The sequence below is a fragment of the Streptomyces sp. C1-1 genome, from assembly GCF_050214755.1.
Classification (GTDB): Bacteria; Actinomycetota; Actinomycetes; order Streptomycetales; family Streptomycetaceae; genus Streptomyces.
This window is the reverse complement of the sequence record NZ_CP189826.1, coordinates 8,354,619-8,374,448: the sequence shown is the minus strand read 5'-3', so window position 1 is coordinate 8,374,448 and position 19,830 is coordinate 8,354,619. Positions and strand designations below refer to the sequence as shown.

Below are 19,830 nucleotides of genomic sequence, written 5' to 3'. Positions count from 1 at the left end.
AGTCAGCCAGTGACCCCCGCCTCCGCACACTCCCCCGGCCCCCTCGCGGCCCACCGCAACTACGGCCTGCTGACCGCCGCGGCGGTCGTCACCAGCCTCGGCGGCAACGGTGCGCTGATCGCCGCCGCCTTCGCCGTGCTGGACGCGGGCGGTGACGGCGGTGACGTGGGCCTGGTGGCCGCCTCCCGCACGCTGCCGCTGGTGGTGTTCCTGCTGATCGGCGGAGCGGTGGCGGACCGACTGCCCCGGCCTCGCGTGATGGTCGCGGCCAACGCCCTCAACTTCCTGTCCCAGGGCGCGTTCGCCGCGCTGGTCCTCGCCGGGCATCCGCAGCTGTGGCAGATGATGCTGCTGACCGCGCTGGGCGGCACCGGCCAGGCCTTCTTCAGCCCGGCGGCCGAGGGCATGCTGATGTCGTCGGTCCAGGGGGAGCAGGCGGGCCGTGCGTTCGCCATGTTCCGGATGGCGATGCAGGGGGCCGGCCTGGGCGGAGCCGCGCTCGGCGGCGCCATGGTCGCCGCTTTCGGGCCGGGCTGGGTCCTCGCGGCGGACGCGGCGGCCTTCGCGGTCGCGGGCGCGCTGCGGGCCTTCCTCGATGTCGGCCACATCCCCCCGCGCGAGGCGGGCGGCGGGATGCTCGCCGATCTGCGCGAGGGCTGGCGGGAGTTCATCGGACGTCCCTGGCTGTGGGGCATCGTGGTGCAGTTCTCGATCGCCAACGCCGTGGTCGGCGCCGCCGACGCGGTCTACGGCCCGCTCGTCGCCCGGGACGACCTGGGCGGTGCGGGTCCGTGGGGTCTGGCACTGGCCTGCTTCGGCGCCGGCACGGTGGCCGGCGCGCTGCTGATGACCCGCTGGAAGCCGCGCCGCCTGCTCCTCGCGGGCACGCTGTGCGTCTTCCCGCTGGCCCTGCCGTCGGCCGCGCTCGCCGTCCCGGTCCCCGTCGGCGCGCTGTGCGCGGTGATGTTCCTGTCCGGCGCGCTCGTCGAGGTGTTCGGGGTGTCCTGGATGACCGCGCTGCACCAGGAGATACCGGAGGACAAGCTCTCGCGGATCTCCGCGTACGACTGGTTCGGCTCGGTCGCCCTGGTACCGCTGGCGACCGCGCTGGCCGGTCCCGCCGAGGAGGCCTTCGGGCGTACGGCGTCGCTGTGGGGCTGCTCCGCGCTGGTCGTGGTGGTCACGGCGGCCGTGCTGACCGTGCCGGACGTGCGCAATCTGCGGCGCCGTACCAGGGAGGTGGCCGTCAGGAGCGGTTCAGCCGATGCCGAACGCCCCGTCGGGGGGCTCGGGTGACGGTACGGCGTCCTCGTCCCGGACGGGTCGCGCGCCGCGTATGAAGTCCCGTGCGCCCTGGCCGTGTTCGACCCGGGCCGGGAAGGCGTCGGATGCGGTGAGCCGGGCCAGGGCCGCCGTGTCGAGGGGCCGGTGGGAGGCGGCCAGCACCGCGTTCCCGAAGCGACGGCCGCGCAGCACGGCCGGTTCGGCGATCAGCACGAGCTCCTCGAAGACCGTGGCGAACGTGGCGAGTTGGGAGCGCAGGAAGTCGAAGGGCGCGGCGTCGGCGAGGTTGGCCAGGTAGACGCCGGTGTCGCGCAGCACCCGGCCGGCCTCGCGGGCGTAGGTGACGGAGGTGAGGTGGGCGGGGACTCGGGAGCCGCCGAAGACGTCGGCTACGACGACGTCGGCGGACCCGTCGGGGGCGGCTTCCAGCCACGCGCGGGCGTCCGCGGCGTGCAGCGCGATCCCGGCGTCCTGCGGCAGCGGCAGGTGCTCGACGACCAGTTCCAGCAGCGCGCGGTCGGCCTCGACGACGTCCTGCCGGGAACCGGGCCGGGTCGCGGCGAGGTACCGGGGCAGCGTCAGCGCGCCGCCCCCGAGGTGCACCACGTCCAGCGCCCGCCCCGGCTCGTCGACGACGTCCAGCACGTGTCCCAGCCGCTGTGCGTACTCGAACTCCAGATACGCCGGCTCGTCGAGGTCGACGTAGGACTGCGGCGCCCCGTCGACGGTCAGCAGCCAGGCCCGCTCGCGGTCGACGTCGGGCATGAGCTTGGCGACACCGAGGTCGGTGGCCCTGCTGACGGGGATGGGTTCGGTCACTGCTCCATTGTGCGGCCGGGCAGCGTCCCCAAGGGGCGCGGGGGGACTGCGCGACCGGCCCCAACGGCCGCCCCGCAGTCCCCACGCACCCCGGCCTCACTCCACGGCCGTCACGGTCCCCGCCCCCACGGTCCGCCCGCCTTCCCGGATCGCGAACCCGAGTCCGGGCTCCAGCGGCGTGTCACGCCCGAGCTCGACCGTCATCGTCACCGTGTCTCCGGGCCGCGCGACGGCGACCTCACCGAGGTCGACGTCACCGACGACGTCCGCGGTCCGGATGTAGAACTGCGGCCGGTACCCGCTCGCCACCGGGGTCGTGCGTCCGCCCTCGCGCGCCGACAGCACGTACACCCGCGCCGAGAACCGCCGCCCGGGCACCACGCTCCCCGGCGCCGCCACCACGTGCCCGCGCCGGACGGCGTCGCGCGCGACGCCCCGCAGCAGCAGGGCCACGTTGTCCCCGGCCTGCGCCTCGTCCATGGGCCTGCCGAAGGTCTCCAGGCCGGTGACGACGGTCTCGACACCGGCGCCGAGCACTTCGACCCGGTCGCCCACGCGCACGGTGCCGCGCTCGATGGCGCCCGTGACCACGGTTCCCCGGCCGGTGATGGTCAGCACGTTCTCGACCGGCAGCAGGAACGGCGCGTCCAAGTACCGCTCCGGCATGGGCACATAGGTGTCCACCGCGTCGAGCAGCGCCTCGACGGCGGCCGTCCAGCGCGGGTCGCCCTCCAGGGCCTTCAGTCCCGAGACCCGTACGACGGGCACGGCGTCGCCGCCGTATCCGTGCGCGGTGAGCAGTTCGCGGACCTCCAGCTCCACGAGGTCGGTCAGCTCCTCGTCGCCCGCGTCGGCCTTGTTGAGGGCGACGACGATGTGGTCGACGCCCACCTGCCGGGCCAGCAGGACGTGTTCGGCCGTCTGCGGCATGATCCCATCGACGGCGGAGACGACCAGGATGGCGCCGTCGAGCTGCGCGGCGCCGGTGACCATGTTCTTGACGTAGTCGGCGTGGCCGGGCATGTCGACGTGCGCGTAGTGCCGGGTGTCGGTCTCGTACTCGACGTGCGCGATGTTGATGGTGATGCCGCGGGCGGCCTCCTCCGGGGCGCGGTCGATGCGGTCGAACGGCACGAAGGTGCCGCTGCCGCGGTCGGCCAGGACCTTGGTGATGGCGGCGGTCAGGGTGGTCTTGCCGTGGTCGACATGGCCCATCGTGCCGATGTTCAGATGCGGTTTGGTGCGTACGTACGCCGTCTTGGGCATGGCTGAGTACCTCGAAGCCTCTGCGGAGGAAAGTGGGGACCCCAAGGACTCGCCGACCCTCCCCCTGCGGGGTCCGCCGGACGATCCGGAGAGGGTCAGCTTCGGGCGCCGTCGGCTGCGGCGAGGAAGATCGGGACGGCAGCCTTCGGAGCATCCGCGACTGCGGATGCTGCGAGAAGGAAGGCGTGCCGGAACATGGGACCGATCATCGCCGACGGGCCGCCCGGCGTCGAATGGTTTTCCCAGGTGCGCCGGGGGGCCCGGGGCGTCGCCACGCTCGGCGCGGCTACGCCCCGATGTTCTTCAGCGCCTCCCGCACCGACAGCGGCGCGAACCTTCCGCGCTCCCGCGCCAGGAAGGCCCGTACGGCCTCCGGGTCGGTCCTGGCGTACTCGCGCAGGGCCCAGCCGATGGCCTTGCGGATGAAGAAGTCGGGGTGGCCGGACTGGATCAGGCAGTAGGCGAAGAGGCGTTCGGCGTCGGTGCGTTCCTTGTAGCGCAGCTGGTGCAGGAGGGCGGTGCGGGCGATCCACAGGTCCTCGTCGACGATCCAGGCGTCCATGTCCGCCGTCAGCGCCGGGTCGGCCGCCACCAGGGCTCCCACGACATGCGCGGCGAGCAGGTCGACCGTGTCCCACCAGGAGCGCGTGCCGGCGAGGTGACGGGCGACGGGCAGGAAGGCCGAGGAGCACACGCGCGCGTGGCGGCGCAGATAGTCCACGGCGAAGTACTGGTACTCGCGCTCGGGCAGTCGCCAGCACCGCAGCGCGATCGCCGTGCAGTCACTCTCGTCGGGGCGCGGCAGGCCGTCCACGACCACGCGGGACAGCGCCCGGCGCACGGGCGTGGTGAGGCCCAGGAAAGGGGCCACGTCCTTCATGTACGCGCGCATCGGCGCGGCCCGCGCGGGGTCGGCCGCGTCGGCGTAGACGGCGGTGAGCCGCTCCAGCACCGTGTCGGCGAGTGTGCTGAACGGCACATCCATCGTGACCTCGTCCGTGACGCCCATGCGACGAACCATACGGCGATCACACACACCGGTCGGTTAGTGTCACCGGATGCTCGATGCCACCACCCGCTCTGGGGGCACCGCCACGGCCTCTCCCCGGGCCGCCGCAACGGAGCTCGCCGTCGCCGCCGTCCCCGCCTCCGCCCCGCCCGGCCCGGGCACGCGCGGCGCGCGCGTGCTGCTCTCGCCGTGGTCGCGGCTGTCGCTGCTCGTCGTCCTGCTGGCCGGCGCCGCCACGTGCGTGCTGCTGTTCGAACCGCAGAGACTGCTCGCGCACGGCTGGCCGCCGCAGCTCGACGGGGCCACGGCGGCCGTGGTGTTCGCCGGGGCGTACGGGCTGTGCACCGTGGCGTTCGTGCCGCGGCCGCTGCTGAACCTCGCCGGGGGCGCGCTGTTCGGCTCCCAGCTGGGTATCGGCACGACCCTGGTGGGCACCGTGCTGGGGGCCGGTATCGCCTTCGGCCTGGGCCGGGTGCTCGGGCAGGACGCGCTGCGCCCGCTGCTGCGGGGCCGGCTGCTGAAGGCGGCGGACGGGCAGCTCAGCCGGCACGGCTTCCGCTCGATGATGGCGGCCCGGCTCTTCCCCGGGGTGCCGTTCTGGGCGGCGAACTACTGTGCCGCCGTCTCCCGTATGGGCTGGGTGCCCTTCCTGGTCGCGACGGCGCTCGGCTCGATCCCGAACACCGCCGCGTACGTCGTCGCGGGCGCCCGTGCCTCGGCGCCGACGTCCCCCGCCTTCCTGATCGCGATGGCCTGCATCGCCGCACCGGCGCTGGTGGGCGCGGTGGTGGCGTGGCGCAAGCGGCACCACATCCGGGGCCGTTGACCGCGCCGACGGCTCGCTACGCGGCTTCCAGGATCATCGCGTTGGCCAGGCCGCCCGCCTCGCACATCGTCTGCAGGGCATAGCGGGCGCCCCGCGCGCGCATGGCGTGCACGAGGGTGGTCGTCAGCCGGGTGCCGCTGGCGCCGAGCGGATGGCCGAGGGCGATCGCCCCGCCGTGCACGTTGACCTTGGCGAGGTCGGCGCCGGTCTCCTGCTGCCAGGCGAGGACCACGCTGGAGAAGGCCTCGTTGACCTCGAACAGGTCGATGTCGTCGAGGGTCAGTCCGGCCCGGCGCAGCACCTTGTCCGTCGCGGGGATCACTCCGGTGAGCATCAGCAGCGGGTCGGAGCCGGTCACGGCGAAGCTGTGCAGCCGGGCGAGCGGGCGCAGGCCCAGGCGCGCCGCGGTCTCGGCGGACGTGATGAGGACGGCCGAGGCGCCGTCGTTGATCGGACTGGCGTTGCCCGCGGTGACATTCCACTCGATCTGCGGGAAGCGCTCGGCGAAGTTCGGGTCGTGGTAGGCGGGTTTGAGGCCGGCGAGGATCTCGGTGGTGCTGTTCGGCCGTACGCACTCGTCGCGGGTGACGCCCTCCAGCGGCGCGACCTCGGCGTCGAACAGTCCCTGGTGCCAGGCGTCGGCGGCCTTCCGGTGCGAGGACACAGCGAAGGCGTCCATCCGCTCGCGGGTGATGGACCACTTGGCGGCGATCAGTTCGGCGCTGATGCCCTGCGGGACCAGGCCCTCCGGGTAGCGCTCGGCGACTCCGGGGCCGAAGGGGTCCTTGCCGGGCGGGACGTTGGACCACATCGGCACGCGGCTCATGGACTCGACTCCGCAGGCGACGACCATGTCGTACGCCCCGGAGAGCACGCCCTGCGCGGCGAAGTGGACGGCCTGCTGGGAGGAGCCGCACTGGCGGTCGACGGTGGTGGCCGGGACCGTGTCCGGGAAGCCCGCCGACAGCACGGCGTAGCGGGTGGTGTTCATGGCCTGCTCGCCGACCTGGTCGACGGTGCCGCCGATGACGTCGTCGATCAGCGCCGGGTCGACGCCGGAGCGCTCGACGAGGGTGCGCAGGGTGTGGGCGAGGAGTTCCACGGGGTGGACGTGCGCGAGGGCTCCGTTCGGCTTGCCCTTGCCGATCGGGGTGCGTACGGCTTCGACGATGACTGCGTCACGCATGGTGCGGGCCTCCGGGACAACGGGGTCGACGGGAACGACGGGACCGACGGGACCGACGGGCAGGCCTACCGGTCGGTAGGAAATCCGAACTCACCATAACCGGGTGAGTTGGAAAATCAAACCCTCCCCTAGACTGGCGCCATGGCCGCCCCCAAAGACCCGCGCCCCTGCTCCATCGCCGACGCCCTCGCGCTGGTCGGCGAGAAGTACTCCCTGCTCGTCCTGCGCGAGGTGTGCCTGGGCAACGGCCGCTTCGACCAACTGGTGCGCAACATCGGCGCCCCGCGCGACATCCTGGCCACGAGGCTGCGCCGGCTGGTGGATGCCGGAATCCTGACCAAGCGCGTCTACAGCGAACGCCCGCAGCGCTTCGAGTACCGGCCCACACCGGCGGGGCTCGAACTGGAGCCGGTCCTGATGACCCTCAAGGAATGGGGCGACCGGCATCTGCGAGGCGGCGTCGACCTGCCCATGGTCGTCGAGCACACCTGCGGCAACGAGATGGTCCCGGTGGTCACCTGCCGGGCCTGCGGCGAACCGGTCCACCACGAGGACCTGACGGCCCACCCGCAGGCCGAGGGCTGGACGGTGACGGGCCCTACGGCGGCGTGAGCTCGTCCACGGTCCGTACGGCACTCGTACCGGCGAACGGGTGACGACTCGCTCAGGTTTACGGACCCGGCAGCCTCGTCATTTCGGGGGCCGAACGCCACTTCTCTGCGTAAGGGTTACCTCCTCCTCACGCACTGAAGGACACGACTCGTGCACCAACTCGCCCAGAGCGCGGCCCTGGTGATCAGCCTGCTGGCCCACTCCCGGACGATCACCCTGTGGGTCCGCGACCGCTCCCGGCAGCGCCTGAACTGCTCGGTCCTGCGGGAGCTCGCCCGCACCGGTGGCACCGTCAGGGAAGAACGCCGGACCCGCACCGGCACCCTACTGACCTGGGAACTCCGGCTCCCGGAGCGCCGCACGGAACCCGACCCGCCCGCCACGGCGCTCCGCGGCACGGCCCGGAGCGAACGCCCGCGCCACCGCAGATGCGCCGTCACGGTCCGGGCGGCCGGCCGACCCTCCCGCACCGGCGGAGCGGGCGGGGGCCGGTGACCTCGACGCCTCCGCCGGACGGAGCCGCACAGGACCCCCGAGAGCAGTTCACGCGGTTCTACACCGAATACCAGCCCCAGTTCGTGAAGTTCGTCCACTTCCATGCCCCCGCCGCCGACGAGGAGTCGATCGTCGGCAATGCCTTCCTGGAGGTCTACTCCCGCTGGGAGCGGATCGACAACCCGACGGCCTACATGTACGGCGTGCTACGCAAGAGCCTCGCCCGGCACTACGAGGCGGCGAAGAACGAAGCGAGCCTGCTGGAGCAACTCACCCACTCCAGGTCCTCCCAGATCGACTTCGACCCCCTGGAGAGAAAGATCGTCCACGACGATGTCGTCGCCGCCTTGCAAAGCCTTCCTCCGGCCATGCGCGAAGTGGCCATCATGAAATGGATCCTGGACAAACCGACCCCGCTCATCGCCGACGAACTCGGCATCGCCCGCAGCACGGTGACGACCCATCTGACCAACGCCGGCCGGCGGTTGGAGGAGCTCTTCGACGCCACGGCGACACGACGCGGCACGGGGAAGGGGGAACGATGACCGACCGGAAACACGATGCCGAGTCCCATTCCGCTGTGAACCCCGAGATCACCGACCGGTTCGCGGTGGCCGCTGCCTACGCGGACGAGCAGTTGCCGCTGCTCACCGCTGAGGGCCGGAACGCCATGCTCGCGCGGGTCCTGGAGAGCGCCCCGCGCCAGTCGTCCCCTGCCGAGCCCACCGTCACCGCCGTGCCGGTGGCGGGCTCCGCGCCCCTCAGGCGGCAGCGCCTCGCCGCGGGGTCCTCGCGGGGAACCGCGGCGGTCGCCGTACAACGGAGGCCGCCGCGTACGAACGCCTTCGCCGCGGCACTCGAAGGGCTGGAGGATGCCGAGATCCAGGCGGAAGGGCCGCACCCGGAGCCCACCGCCGACAGCGGCGAGCAGGCCAGGCTGCTGGGTCTGACGGAGGCCTTGGCCCACATGCCGAAGCCGGAACTGGATCCCGAAGTCAAGATCGTCCAGCGGGCCCGGCTGGTGGCGGCCATGGAGGCCATGCTCGCCGAGGGCACCGATCCGCTCGCCGTACCGCCCCAACGGTCCCGGCCCACCCGGAGCGGTCATCGCGCGTTGCGGCCCCGGTCCAGGTGGTCGCGTCGACTGGCCACGGCCGGGCTGGCCCTGGGTGTCGCCGTGGGGTCCTTCGCGGGCATGGCCTCCGCGAGCACGAACGCGCTTCCCGGCGACGCCCTGTACGGCATGAAAAGAGGCATCGAGGACGTGCAGCTCTCCTGGGCACGCGACGACACCCAGCGTGCCGACCTCTACCTCGGCCAGGCCTCGACCCGGCTGCGGGAGGTCGAGCTGCTCGTGGCGCGCGAGAACGCGGCGGCAGCCGACGCACGCTACACCGCTCACCTCCGGGTGGCGGTGACCGACCTGCGGGACGACGCCTCCCAAGGGCTCCGTCTGCTCCTCGTCACCTCCTCCGACGAAGCGGAGACGCGGGCGATGCTCGCCACGCTGGCGGACTTCTCGCAGGACAACCGTCGCTCCTGGAACGTGGTGCGCGAGCAGCTGCCGCCCGCGCTCACCGACGAAAGCGCCCAGGTCACCGCTCTGTTCGACACCATCGACCGGGACGTCACCGGGGCGAACGTCCCACCGACGACGGCGAACCCCGAACCGGAGAGCGCACCGGGGCGGCCGGGCCGGGCCGACGCCCCCGCAGAGGGGAGCAGGAATCGGGGGTCACAGGGATGAGAGACCGGGGGCGGGCCGCGGCCACGACCCGCCCCCGGCCCCGCCTCTCATGGGCGGGTCCGCGCCGCGTACACGTCCAGCCGCCCGCACATCCCGAACCTCCCGTACGCCGACGGCTGTTCCGCTCGTACGACGGCCTCGGTGAGGTGGTCGGCGTCGCCCTCCTCCAGGCGGTCCAGCTGCTCCCCCGTGGCGGCCGCGGCCGCCTCGGCGCCCCGCCGCCAGCGCTCGCGCCACTCGGCGAGCCGGGGTCGCACCAGTGCCGCGGCGGCGCGGTGGAAGGCGGCCAGCGCCTCGGGGCCGTCCGCGTCGCGCAGCGCCCGGTAGCCCTCCAGGGCGAGATCCCGGCGGGCCCGGGCCGCCCGCGCCTGCTCCTCCTCCGGCGCGTCCACCGGAATGGTGGTGGCGGCGGCGTACGTGCCGGGGTCGGCCAGATACCGCGGCGGCAGCGTCAGCACCGCGTCGCCGGCCTCCGGCAGGCCGCTGTTCTGCATCAGCACCGTGATGCGCAGGTCCTCCTCGTTGACGAGGCGGTGGATGGTGCCCGGAGTGAACCAGGCGACCGTGCCGGGCACGAGGGGCGTGACCTCGTACCCGGACGTCGTGAGGGTCTGCACCGCACCGCGCCCGCCGGTGACGACGTACGCCTCCGAACACGTCAGGTGCATATGGGGGGTTCCGCCGCGGACGCCGTCGGCGGCGGGCCAGTCGTAGACGGTGAGGTGCGAGACGGCGACGCCGCCCGGCGGACCGGTGAAGCCGGCACCGCTCACCACGGGTGCGCCTCCAGGTACTTGGCGATCTCCTCCCGCTCCCAGGCACCGTCGGCCACGACGACCCGGTAGCGGCGGGCGAGCGTGTCCCCGGGGGCGAGTTCCAGTTCGTCGTAGAACGCCCAGGAGGGGGCCACGGCGGCGAACGGCTCGTTGCGTACGAACCAGTGGGCGGGGTGCGTGCCGTGGGCGCCGTCGTGGTCGTTCTCGGGGGCGTGCGCGAACAGCAGGGTGGCGTGGCCGTCGGCGCCGTCGTGCTCGCCGGAGAAGGCGAGCCAGGGCGCCTGCTCGCCCATCAGGCCGGGGCCCTCGGCGTCGGGGCCGATGATGCGGCCGTCCCGGAAGCCGCGCGGGCCGCGCCAGAACAGCCCGGTGTAGCCCGCCAGTTCACGGCCGGCGGTGGTGGGGCTGCCGAAGCGCAGCGGCTCGTCGCGACGGTTGGTGACCGCGCTGCACCAGGTCAGTGCCCAGGATCCGGACTCGCGGTCCACGTCGTGGATCTCGATTTGGCGCTCCTCGTCGGCCCACAGCTCGCCGTTGTACGGGTGCCAGGTCAGCCGTTCCGCGATCACCACACGGTCGTCGCGCACGGCGACCTCGTCGAAGGCGACGTGGGCCATCGAGCCGACGCGCTCTGGGAGTTCGAGGTAGCCCTCGCCGTGGACGTAGGAGTTGCCGCCCCACAGGTTGGCGCCCGACAGGTGCGAGGCCGTCAGCTGCAGGCCCTTGTGCCAGCGGTGGTCGTTGGGGCGGTAGTCGGTGACGACGTCGCCCGCCAGCGTGCGCAGGGGGTGGATGTACGGCTTGGGGGCCTCCCAGGCGGCCTCCGGTGCGTACACGTAGCTGAGCAGCTCGACGCCGGTGACCGGTTCGGTGACCGTGATCCGGTCGCCGTGGGCGTGGACGAGGCGCAGGCCCGTCATGCGGAAACCTCCTCGGCGGCGACGGGAGCGGTGGAGAGGACGGGTGCCCAGCCGGGGGCGTCCCCGTGCATCGCCGTGTAGAACGGGTCGCCGGGCCCGATCTCGCCCGCGCGCACCGTGGTGTCCGTGAACGCCGACTTGTACAGCGCGGCGACGAGTTCCAGGCTGGTCCGCCCGTCGGCCCCGCTGCTGCGCGGGCGCTGCCCCGCACGCATGCTCGCGACCAGCTCCCGCAGCTGCTCCAGGTGGGAACTGGGCACGTCCGCTCCGAAGTCCCGCCACGCGTCGGCCTCGTCGCCCGGCACGCCCGGCGCGGGGGTGATGCGCCAGTCGGCGTTGGAGTGGCCGTAGAGGTGGGTGAGCTCGACGGTGGCCCGCTCGCAGTCGATGCGGATGCGGCTGACCTCGTCGGGGCTCAGCACGCTGTTGACGACCGTGGCCATGGCGCCGTTCTCGAAACGCACCAGGGCGGTGGAGACGTCCTCGGTCTCCACGTCGTGCACCAGGCGCCCTGCCATCGCGCGCACCTCGCTCCACGGGCCGAGCAGGTCCAGCAGCAGGTCCATCTGATGGATGCCGTGTCCCATGGCGGGCCCGCCGCCCTCGGTCGCCCAGCGGCCGCGCCAGGGCACGGCGTAGTAGGCGGCGTCGCGGTACCAGGTGGTCTGGCAGTGCGCGACGAGCGGCCGCCCCATGGCCCGCTCGGCCAGCAGCCGGCGCACATGCTTCGAACCCGAGCCGAAGCGGTGCTGGAAGACGATCGAGGCGTACGGCCCGCCGGCCGTGCCCTCCTCGGCCTGTACGGCGTCGAAGTCGGCGAGGGTCGGCACGGGTGGCTTCTCGCACCACACCCAGGCCCCGTCCCGCAGCGCGGCGACGGTCTGCTCGCGGTGCAGCGTGGGCGGGGTGCAGATGCTCACCAGGTCCGGCCGCTGCTCGCGCAGCATGCGGTCCAGGTCGGTGTAGGCGTGCGGGATCCCGTTCGCCGCGCAGAACTCCTCGACCGCGGTGGCATCGATGTCAACGGCGGCCACGACCTCCGTCTCGCCCTCCTCGGCGAGCTCGGCCAGGGCGGGCAGGTGGGAGCCGCGCCCGATGGCGCCGATGCCGACGAGGGCGGCCCGGATGCGGCGGCCGGCGGCAGGGGTGAAGGGGGTCGGGGACGTCCCAAACCGGGTCTCGGACGTGGACATGGACGCGATCAGCACTCCTCCGGAACGGCGGCCTGGTGAGGAGGTCGAGCAGCAAGCGCTTTCTCCTCCCTGCAACGTAAGCTCCGCCCCCGCGCAAGGTCAACCACCCGAAAGCCATGGCCGCGCGGGGGCGGTGAAACCCCTGTGCCGGTCCCGTCGCCGTCGGACGCTAGGCTGCCCCGCACACCCGTGATCACCACGCCCGGCGGCGTGACGTTCCGTCGCGCCTGCCTCGACGAGCACTTGGACGCCGTAACTTCATGTCTTGGTTTGAATCCCTCATCCTCGGACTCGTCCAGGGGCTGACCGAGTTCCTCCCCGTCTCCTCCAGCGCGCACCTGCGGCTGACGGCGGCCTTCTCGGGCTGGAAGGACCCGGGTGCGGCCTTCACCGCGATCACGCAGATCGGCACGGAGTCCGCGGTGCTGATCTACTTCCGCCGGGACATCGGCCGGATCATCTCGGCATGGTCGCGCTCGCTGTTCAGCAAGGAGATGCGCGGGAACCACGACGCCCAGATGGGCTGGCTGGTGATCGTCGGCTCGATCCCGATCGGCGTGCTCGGGCTGCTGTTCAAGGACCAGATCGAGGGGCCGTTCCGCGATCTGCGGATCACGGCGACCATGCTGATCGTCGTCGGCGTCGTGATCGGCGTGGCCGACCGGCTGGCGGCGCGGGACGAGACGGGCGGCCGGCACCGCGCGCCCAAGCAGCGCAAGACGCTGGAGAACCTCGGCGTGAAGGACGGCCTGGTGTACGGCCTGTGCCAGTCGGCGGCGCTGATCCCGGGCGTCTCCCGCTCCGGCGCCACGATCAGCGGCGGCCTGTTCATGGGCTACAAGCGCGAGGCCGCGGCCCGTTACTCCTTCCTGCTCGCCATCCCCGCGGTGCTGGCCTCCGGCCTGTTCGAGACCAAGGACGCGCTGGAGAGCGATCACGTGGCGTGGGGTCCGACGCTGTTCGCGACGGTGATCGCCTTCGCGTCCGGGTACGCCGTCATCGCGTGGTTCATGAAGTTCATCTCCACCAAGAGCTTCATGCCGTTCGTCTGGTACCGCATCGCGCTGGGCATCGTCATCATCGGCCTGGTGACAGCAGGCGTCCTCAGCCCGCACGCGGCAGAATCAGCGGGCTGACCAGCAAGGCCGAACCGCCGAACACCACCCCCCGCCACGCCCTAAAGGGGCGCGAGGAACTGCGCGACCAGCCCCCACCGGCCCGCAGCCGACAAGCAACGTCACTCCCCCGCACGACCGGGATCAACCCACGGTGAGGATGATCCGCTCCCGCACCTCACCGCTCTCCAGCAGGCGATGCGCCTCGGCGGCCTCCCGCACCGGCATGGTCCTGCGGCCCTTCATCCGCAACCGCCCCTCGGCCAGCATGGCCATGCCCTCGTCCAGCGCCCCGGAGGCCCGGTCCGCCGTGGGCACCGAGAGCACGACTCCGAGTCCGGGCGCCGCATGGTCGGACAGGGTGATGACCCGCTGCGGCCCTCCCGCCAGCTCCACGGCGTCGGCGAGCGCCCCCTTGCCGGCCGCGTCGAAGACGGCGTCCACGGTTCCCAGGGCTCGGACGGCGTCCACGAGACCGGAGCCGTAGCGGACCGGCGACGCTCCCAGTTCCACGGCGAATTCGTCGTCCCGCGCACCCACGGCGCTGATGACCTTCACGCCGCGGGCGACCGCCAGCTGGGTCGCGATCACGCCCACCGAACCGCCACCTCCGAGGAGGAGAAGGGTCTCTCCGCTCTCGACCCGCAACTGCCGGAGAACACCGGCAGCCGCCTCCACCGAACTCGGAAGCGCCGCGGCATCCGCCCATGACACCGACTCGGGCTTGTGCGTCCAGATCGACGCCACCGCGTACTCGGCGTAGCCTCCGCGCTCGAAGAGGACGGCCGCGACCTCGTCACCGACGCGCGTGCCCGACACACCGGGTCCGACGGCGTCGACGACGCCGGCCACCTCGTAGCCCAGCACGGGGTCCGGAGGCAGCGGAAACCTGAGGCGTCCGGCCCGGATGTCCAGGTCGGTCGGGCCCACGCCCGCAGCACGGACCCTGATCCGGATCTGACCTTCACCAGGTTGCGGCAGGGGAACCTCGGCCCACTTCAGCACGTCCGGCGGACCGTACCCGGTCATGACAACGGCATTCGGCATGACGACTCGCACCTTCTTCCATCCTCGCGTCGCGCTACCTCTCACGCGCCGCATATAGTTGATGTATCACATACATGCGCGGACCGCACCCGTAAACCCGGAGGTGATGGAAAGGTCAACCTCCTCCTATGGTGGGGCCATGGAGGAAGCACCCCGCTGGCTGAGCCCCGTCGAGGAACGAGCCTGGCGCGGCATGCTGCGCATGCACGACCTGCTGGTCAACCAGGCCGGCCGGACGCTGCAGGGCGAGTTCGGGCTGTCCGCGACCGACTACTCCGTACTCGCCGAACTGACCCGCGCGCCCGGTGACCGACTGCGCGTGCTGGAACTCGCGAAGGTGCTCGGCTGGGAGAAGAGCCGAGTGTCGCACCACCTCTCGCGCATGGTGAAGCGCGGCCTGGTCGCCCGGGAGGAGTGCCTGGACGACGGACGCGGGGCGTACATGATGGTCACTCCGGCCGGCCGGGAGGCGCTGGAAGCCGCCGCGCCGCAGCACGTCGAGGACGTCCGGCGCCTCTTCCTGGACCACCTCTCGCCCGGCCAGATCACGTTGCTGGCGGAGATCACCGACACGGTCATCGAGAAGATCGACACCAACTGAGGTCCCCGCCGAGACCGTCACCCGACCCGCCCGTCGCGCCGCACCGCCTCCACGAACGGACGGAATGAACGCGTCCCGCGATTGTTGAAAGCGGTATGAAAAAGATCGGGTTCCTGTCATTCGGGCACTGGACGCCGTCGCCGCACTCCCAGACGCGCTCCGCCTCGGACTCGCTGCTGCAGGCGATCGACCTCGCGGTCGCCGCGGAGGAGCTGGGGGCGGACGGCGCCTACTTCCGCGTCCACCACTTCGCCCGGCAGCACGCCTCGCCGTTCCCGCTGCTCGCCGCGATCGGCGCGCGCACCAGCCGGATCGAGATCGGCACCGGCGTGATCGACATGCGCTACGAGAACCCCCTCTACATGGCGGAGGACGCGGGCGCGGCCGACCTGATCTCGGGCGTCCGGCTCCAGCTCGGCCTCAGCCGAGGGTCACCGGAGCAGGTCGTCGACGGCTGGCGGCACTTCGGTCACCGCCCGCCGGAGGGCGGCACCGACGCCGACCTGGCCCGTGCGCACACCGAGGAACTGCTCGACGTGCTCCGCGGCGAGGGATTCGCCGAGCCCGATCCCAGCCCGATGTTCGCCAACCCGCCGGGTCTGCTGCGGATCGAGCCGCACTCCGAGGGGCTGCGGGACCGCATCTGGTGGGGCTCCGGCTCGAACGCCACCGCGGTCTGGGCCGCCGGTCTCGGGATGAACCTGCAGAGCTCGACCCTCAAGGACGACGAGAGCGGCGAGCCGCTCCATGTCCAGCAGCGCAAGCAGATCGAGGCGTACCGCGAGGCATGGCGGGCCGCCGGCCACACCCGCACCCCCAGGGTGTCGGTCAGCCGCAGCATCTTCCCGCTCGTCGACGACAGGGACCGGGCGTACTTCGGCCGCGACCGCGACTCGAAGGACCAGATCGGCTACATCGACGCCAACACGCGCAGCATCTTCGGCCGGTCGTACGCCGCCGAGCCGGACGTACTCGTCAAGCGGCTCGCCGAGGACGAAGCCATCGCCGCCGCCGACACCCTGTTGCTGACGGTGCCCAACCAACTGGGCGTCGAGTACAACGCGCACGTCCTCGACGGCATCCTGAAGCACGTCGCGCCGGACCTCGGCTGGCGCTGACCCCGCGGGGCCACGGAAGGCGCCGCCCGGCGAGGCAGCGGGCCACGCGCCCGCCGCCGACCACGGCGGCGCCTTCACCGCCCCTCTCACTCCACCACAGAACCGCGAGATAGATGACACTTCACCCTGTTAGTTGACACGTCATCTTTCTCGACGTAGGTTCATTGAAAGTTAAATCGACCGGCCGCCGACAGGCCGCCGCACCTATCAGGAGAGACACCATGGGACAGCTGGACGGCAAGACGGTCGTCATCACCGGCGGCACCAGCGGCATCGGGCTGGCGACGGCCCAGCGCTTCGCCGAGGAGGGCGCCCACGTCTACATCACGGGACGCCGCAAGGAGGCTCTCGACCAGGCCGCCGAACTGATCGGCGCCAACGTCACCCCGGTCCGGGCCGACAGCGCAAGCCTGGCCGACCTCGATCGGCTCTACGCCACCGTCGCCGACGCCGGACACCGGATCGACGTTCTGTTCGCCAACGCCGGCGGCGGCACGTTCGCCCCGCTCGACCAGGTCACCGAGGAGCACTACGACAGCACCTTCGACAGCAACGTGAAGGGCACCGTCTTCACCGTCCAGAAGGCACTTCCCCACCTGGTCGACGGCGCATCCGTGATCCTCACGGGCTCCATCGCGGGTGTCTCCGGAGACCCGGCCTTCGGTGTCTACGGCGCCTCCAAGGCCGCCATCCGCTCCTTCTCCCGCACCTGGGCCAACGAACTCAGCGGGCGGCGCATCCGCGTCAACACCATCTCCCCCGGCCCCATCACCACGCCCGGCCTCAACGGCCTCGCCGCGGACGAGGAAGGGGCCGCGGAACTGCGGAAGACCCTCGCCGGGATCGTGCCCCTGGGACGCATGGGCCAGCCGGAGGAGGTCGCCGCCCTCGCCCTCTTCCTCGCCACGGACCAGTCCAGCTTCATCACCGGCACCGAGATCTTCGTCGACGGCGGCGCCAAGCAGGTGTAGTCCGGTCCGCCGTGCCCGCACCCTGACTCACGGCTCAGTACGAGGGGTGCGATCAAGGAATCCGTGACGCAGGACATACGGGATCAGTAGCCGTTCGGTAGCGCAGTGTCAGTGCTTGCCCCTAGGCTTGTCCGCATGTCCCCCGATTCCGTGACCTCTGGTTCCGTGCGCTCTGCCGCCGAGGTGAACGAGCAGATCCGGGCGCTGTGGATGCGTGCGGGTGGCTCGCTGTCGGCCCAGGAACGCGCGGAGTACGAGCTGTTGGTGGTCGAGTGGGCCGAGGCGATCCGCGGCGACGTCATCGAGGCGGCCTGACGGCGCCGGGGCCCTGAGCCCGCCCGGCGCCCGCGAGGCCGTTCCGCAGGCGTCCCCGGCCCCTCACCGCCCGCCCGCCACCCGCAGCACCGCCCCCGTCGTGTACGACGCGTCCGGGGACATCAGCCACGCGATGGCCGCCGCGATCTCCTCCGCCCGCCCGGGCCTCCGCAGCGGAATGCCCTCCGCCATGCGCCAGGCCCGGTCCGGGTCCCCCATCGCCGCGTGCATCTCGGTGTCGACCGCGCCCGGCGCGACCGCGTTGACACGGATGCCGTCCGGTCCGAGCTCCTTGGCGAGACCCAGGGTGAGCGCGTCGACGGCGGCCTTGGTCGCCGCGTAGTGCACGTACTCCCCGGGGCTGCCGAGCGTGGCCGCACCCGACGACACGTTCACGATGACGCCGGCGCCCCGTGCCGTCATGAGCTGGGCCGCACGGCGTGAACACAGCAGTGTCCCCAGGAGGTTGACGTCGACGACCCGGCGCAGGGTCGCCGTGTCCGTGTCCGCGAGGCGGCCCAGCAGGCCGGTCACGCCCGCGTTGTTCACCAGCCCCGTGATCGGCCCCAGTTCGCGCTCGGCCGTTTCGAAGAGCCGCTCGACGTCGGCCTCCACGGAGGTGTCCACCCGCACCGCGATCGCGCGAGCGCCCGCCTCGCGCACCCCGTCCGCCACCTTCTCGGCGGCCTCGGCGTCACGGACGTACCCCACCGCCACGTCATGTCCCTCGGACGCGAGCCGCAGACAGGTCGCGGCACCGATTCCCCTGCTGCCCCCGGTGACGACGGTGACGAGACGTTTCATGGGACCTCCCGAGCTGGAGCGTGATGATCGATCATCGATCACCCTAGCCGTCCAGCGGCCACCGGTCTGCGGGCCGGGCACCTCCCGGTCCGACCGATACCGTGGTCCGACGGCTCCCGCCGCAAAAGCTACGCCCGGGCGTACTCCTTCACGAGCTCGTACGACCTCAGCCGGTCGGCGAGCGAGTAGACCGGCGTCACCAGCATCAACTCGTCCGCCCCCGTCGCCTCCACCACTTCCGCCAGCCGCTTCACCACCGATGCCGGCGATCCGTGCGCCTGCTGAGAACGGAAGGCCGTCAGCGCCTTCTCCTCCTGCTCCGTGAACGCGTGGGCCGCCGCCTCCTCGGGCGTCGGGAAGGCGGTCTCACTGCGTCCTTGCAGCAGCCCGGCCTTGACGACGTCCATCGGGCCCGCCAGCCGCGCGGCCTCCTCGTCCGTCTCGGCGCACACCGTCTCCACGCAGACCAGCACGCGGGGCCGTGCGCACCAGCGAGAGGGGGTGAAGTGATCGCGGTAGTGGCCGAGCGCGGCCGGGGTGTTGTCGGGGCGGATGTGATGGGCGAAGGCGATCGGCAGTCCCAGTTCGGCGGCGAGCGCTGCGCCTGCGGTGCTGGAGGACAGCAGCCACGGTTCGGGGAGCGGGCCGAGCGCCACCTCGTCCACCAGGTGGCGCAGGATCGCAGTGACGTCGTCGCGGTACTCGGCGTCCGTGGTCGGTGCCGCCCCCCGGCGCAGGGCCCTGGCCGTGGGCTCGTCGAAGGTGCCGGGGCCGCGGCCGATCCCCAGGTCGATGCGGTCCGGGTGCAGTGCGGCGAGCGTGCCGAACTGCTCCGCCAGCATGATCGGGGCGTGGTTCGGCGCGAGGACCCCTCCCGAACCGAGTCTCAGCGACGAGGTCAGGGCGGCCGCGTGGGCGGTCAAAACGACCGGCGGGAACGCCCCGATGGCCGGGGAGTGGTGGTGCTCCGCGTACCAGAGACGTTCGTAGCCGAGGTTTTCGAGGCGCCGGGCGAACTCGGCGGTGTCGCGCAACGTGTCGACGGCCGGGGCGCCCGACTGGACCATGGCCACCTCGAGCGCGCTGAGCGGGACGGTGATCATTCGGTCAGTATAGGAAGGGCCCGCGCCGGCATCACGCCGGAATGGGCTTGCAGGGCAAGGGAGTTGTACGCGCGCGGGGGGTGACGAGCGTCGATTGTGGCGCCACGCCCCTTGGCCCGGCCCGCCTCATGCCCAAAACTGAGCCGATGACGCAGCGTGTGGAGCTCGCGACCGTGATGGACCGGCTGGCCGTCGACGAGGTGGTCACCGACTACGCGACGGCGGTGGACGACGGCGACTGGGAGGCGTACCGGGGGCTGTTCGCGCCGGACGGGCGCGCCGACTACCGCTCGGCGGGCGGCATCGAGGGCGACGCGGGGAGCGTCTCCGCCTGGCTCGCCAAGAGCATGCTGCTCTTCCCGATGCGGCAGCATCTGATCGTCAACCGCCGCGTGCGGTTCGGGACCCTGGAGCAGGACACCGGCGACACGGCCCGGGTGCGGGCCGACTACGTCAACCCGATGCGGTTCGATCCGGACGGCTCCGTACCCGACTTCGTGTGCGGCGGGCGCTACGCCTTCGCCCTGCTGCGCACGGACGACGGCTGGCGGCTGACGGAGGTCGTCGTCGAGGAGAAGTGGCGGCGGCTGCCCGGGCCGCGGCCCGCGCCCGTGGCCGAATGA

At 72.1% G+C, this 19,830-nt stretch carries 22 protein-coding genes; 12 read left to right on the top strand and 10 right to left on the bottom strand.

Translation table 11 applies throughout. The features are described from left to right. Nucleotides 1–9 precede the first annotated feature (9 nt). Complete coding sequence (locus ACQF4J_RS38115) at nt 10–1,296, top strand: MFS transporter (RefSeq protein ID WP_427167798.1); 1,287 nt, start codon at nt 10–12, stop codon at nt 1,294–1,296. Here ACQF4J_RS38115 and ACQF4J_RS38110 read toward each other — a convergent pair. The 3 genes from ACQF4J_RS38110 to ACQF4J_RS38100 form a co-directional block, all read right to left on the bottom strand. After that, nucleotides 1,258–2,103: a spermidine synthase gene (locus ACQF4J_RS38110; RefSeq protein WP_351564564.1), complete on the bottom strand. Its 846-nt coding sequence runs from the start codon at nt 2,101–2,103 to the stop codon at nt 1,258–1,260. The genes ACQF4J_RS38115 and ACQF4J_RS38110 overlap by 39 nt on opposite strands. Before the next feature lie 96 nt (nt 2,104–2,199). Next, on the bottom strand, nt 2,200–3,369 hold the full coding sequence (tuf, locus tag ACQF4J_RS38105; RefSeq protein WP_427167797.1) for an elongation factor Tu: 1,170 nt from the start codon (nt 3,367–3,369) through the stop codon (nt 2,200–2,202). A gap of 286 nt (nt 3,370–3,655) precedes the next feature. Beyond that, nucleotides 3,656–4,378 carry a DNA alkylation repair protein gene (locus ACQF4J_RS38100; RefSeq protein ID WP_351564558.1) on the bottom strand — a complete coding sequence of 241 codons (723 nt, stop codon included), beginning with the start codon at nt 4,376–4,378 and terminating at the stop codon, nt 3,656–3,658. A gap of 49 nt (nt 4,379–4,427) precedes the next feature. Here ACQF4J_RS38100 and ACQF4J_RS38095 point away from each other — a divergent pair, with 49 nt between their 5' ends. After that, entirely contained in the window at nt 4,428–5,204 is a 777-nt protein-coding gene (locus tag ACQF4J_RS38095; RefSeq protein ID WP_351564555.1) for a TVP38/TMEM64 family protein, read from the top strand. Between the two features lie 16 nt (nt 5,205–5,220). Here the strand turns inward: ACQF4J_RS38095 and ACQF4J_RS38090 are convergent, their stop codons facing one another. Continuing rightward, the gene (locus ACQF4J_RS38090) at nt 5,221–6,390 is read right to left on the bottom strand and encodes a thiolase family protein (protein WP_351564552.1); all 1,170 of its coding nucleotides are present in this window, start codon (nt 6,388–6,390) and stop codon (nt 5,221–5,223) included. Between the two features lie 141 nt (nt 6,391–6,531). On the opposite strand from ACQF4J_RS38090, the gene ACQF4J_RS38085 reads away from it, so the two are divergent. From ACQF4J_RS38085 to ACQF4J_RS38070, 4 genes are all read left to right on the top strand, one after another. Then, nucleotides 6,532–7,002, top strand: coding sequence for a winged helix-turn-helix transcriptional regulator (locus ACQF4J_RS38085; RefSeq protein WP_351564549.1), 471 nt, complete (start codon nt 6,532–6,534; stop codon nt 7,000–7,002). Nucleotides 7,003–7,152: 150 nt separating this feature from the next. Next, on the top strand, nt 7,153–7,497 hold the full coding sequence (locus ACQF4J_RS38080; RefSeq protein WP_351564546.1) for a hypothetical protein: 345 nt from the start codon (nt 7,153–7,155) through the stop codon (nt 7,495–7,497). Next, nucleotides 7,494–8,042: an RNA polymerase sigma factor gene (locus ACQF4J_RS38075; protein WP_351804602.1), complete on the top strand. Its 549-nt coding sequence runs from the start codon at nt 7,494–7,496 to the stop codon at nt 8,040–8,042. The genes ACQF4J_RS38080 and ACQF4J_RS38075 overlap by 4 nt, the downstream gene beginning before the upstream one ends. Beyond that, nucleotides 8,039–9,244, top strand: a complete 1,206-nt coding sequence (locus ACQF4J_RS38070; RefSeq protein ID WP_351804604.1) for a DUF5667 domain-containing protein — start codon at nt 8,039–8,041, stop codon at nt 9,242–9,244. Before ACQF4J_RS38075 ends, ACQF4J_RS38070 begins: the two co-directional genes overlap by 4 nt. Before the next feature lie 47 nt (nt 9,245–9,291). Here ACQF4J_RS38070 and ACQF4J_RS38065 read toward each other — a convergent pair whose 3' ends face one another. From ACQF4J_RS38065 to ACQF4J_RS38055, 3 genes are read right to left on the bottom strand one after another with little or no spacing between them, the layout of a single operon-like run. Next, a complete protein-coding gene (locus tag ACQF4J_RS38065; RefSeq protein WP_427167796.1) occupies nt 9,292–10,020 on the bottom strand; it encodes a cupin domain-containing protein in 729 nt (242 codons plus the stop codon). Continuing rightward, entirely contained in the window at nt 10,014–10,940 is a 927-nt protein-coding gene (locus ACQF4J_RS38060; RefSeq protein ID WP_351564534.1) for a PmoA family protein, read from the bottom strand. Before ACQF4J_RS38060 ends, ACQF4J_RS38065 begins: the two co-directional genes overlap by 7 nt. Beyond that, a complete protein-coding gene (locus ACQF4J_RS38055; RefSeq protein WP_427167795.1) occupies nt 10,937–12,133 on the bottom strand; it encodes a Gfo/Idh/MocA family protein in 1,197 nt (398 codons plus the stop codon). The genes ACQF4J_RS38060 and ACQF4J_RS38055 overlap by 4 nt, the downstream gene beginning before the upstream one ends. Before the next feature lie 260 nt (nt 12,134–12,393). Between ACQF4J_RS38055 and ACQF4J_RS38050 the strand changes: the two genes are divergently transcribed. After that, nucleotides 12,394–13,269, top strand: a complete 876-nt coding sequence (locus tag ACQF4J_RS38050) for an undecaprenyl-diphosphate phosphatase (RefSeq protein ID WP_351564528.1) — start codon at nt 12,394–12,396, stop codon at nt 13,267–13,269. Nucleotides 13,270–13,392: 123 nt separating this feature from the next. On the opposite strand, the gene ACQF4J_RS38045 is transcribed toward ACQF4J_RS38050, so the two are convergent. After that, nucleotides 13,393–14,295 carry an NADP-dependent oxidoreductase gene (locus tag ACQF4J_RS38045; protein WP_427167794.1) on the bottom strand — a complete coding sequence of 301 codons (903 nt, stop codon included), beginning with the start codon at nt 14,293–14,295 and terminating at the stop codon, nt 13,393–13,395. Between the two features lie 139 nt (nt 14,296–14,434). Here ACQF4J_RS38045 and ACQF4J_RS38040 point away from each other — a divergent pair, with 139 nt between their 5' ends. The 4 genes from ACQF4J_RS38040 (at nt 14,435) to ACQF4J_RS38025 (ending at nt 17,300) form a co-directional block, all read left to right on the top strand. Then, complete coding sequence (locus ACQF4J_RS38040) at nt 14,435–14,896, top strand: MarR family winged helix-turn-helix transcriptional regulator (RefSeq protein WP_351564524.1); 462 nt, start codon at nt 14,435–14,437, stop codon at nt 14,894–14,896. A gap of 95 nt (nt 14,897–14,991) precedes the next feature. Further along, nucleotides 14,992–16,014: an LLM class flavin-dependent oxidoreductase gene (locus tag ACQF4J_RS38035; protein ID WP_427167793.1), complete on the top strand. Its 1,023-nt coding sequence runs from the start codon at nt 14,992–14,994 to the stop codon at nt 16,012–16,014. A gap of 221 nt (nt 16,015–16,235) precedes the next feature. Then, nucleotides 16,236–16,985, top strand: a complete 750-nt coding sequence (locus ACQF4J_RS38030; RefSeq protein ID WP_427167792.1) for a glucose 1-dehydrogenase — start codon at nt 16,236–16,238, stop codon at nt 16,983–16,985. Between the two features lie 135 nt (nt 16,986–17,120). Beyond that, complete coding sequence (locus tag ACQF4J_RS38025; RefSeq protein ID WP_351564518.1) at nt 17,121–17,300, top strand: hypothetical protein; 180 nt, start codon at nt 17,121–17,123, stop codon at nt 17,298–17,300. 63 nt (nt 17,301–17,363) lie between these two features. Here the strand turns inward: ACQF4J_RS38025 and ACQF4J_RS38020 are convergent, their stop codons facing one another. Then, nucleotides 17,364–18,104 (bottom strand): SDR family NAD(P)-dependent oxidoreductase, encoded by a 741-nt coding sequence (locus ACQF4J_RS38020; protein WP_351564516.1) that lies wholly within the window; start codon nt 18,102–18,104, stop codon nt 17,364–17,366. Nucleotides 18,105–18,232: 128 nt separating this feature from the next. Next, complete coding sequence (locus ACQF4J_RS38015) at nt 18,233–19,207, bottom strand: LLM class flavin-dependent oxidoreductase (protein ID WP_427167791.1); 975 nt, start codon at nt 19,205–19,207, stop codon at nt 18,233–18,235. A 146-nt stretch (nt 19,208–19,353) separates the two neighbouring features. Here ACQF4J_RS38015 and ACQF4J_RS38010 point away from each other — a divergent pair, with 146 nt between their 5' ends. Then, nucleotides 19,354–19,830: a nuclear transport factor 2 family protein gene (locus ACQF4J_RS38010; RefSeq protein WP_351564509.1), complete on the top strand. Its 477-nt coding sequence runs from the start codon at nt 19,354–19,356 to the stop codon at nt 19,828–19,830.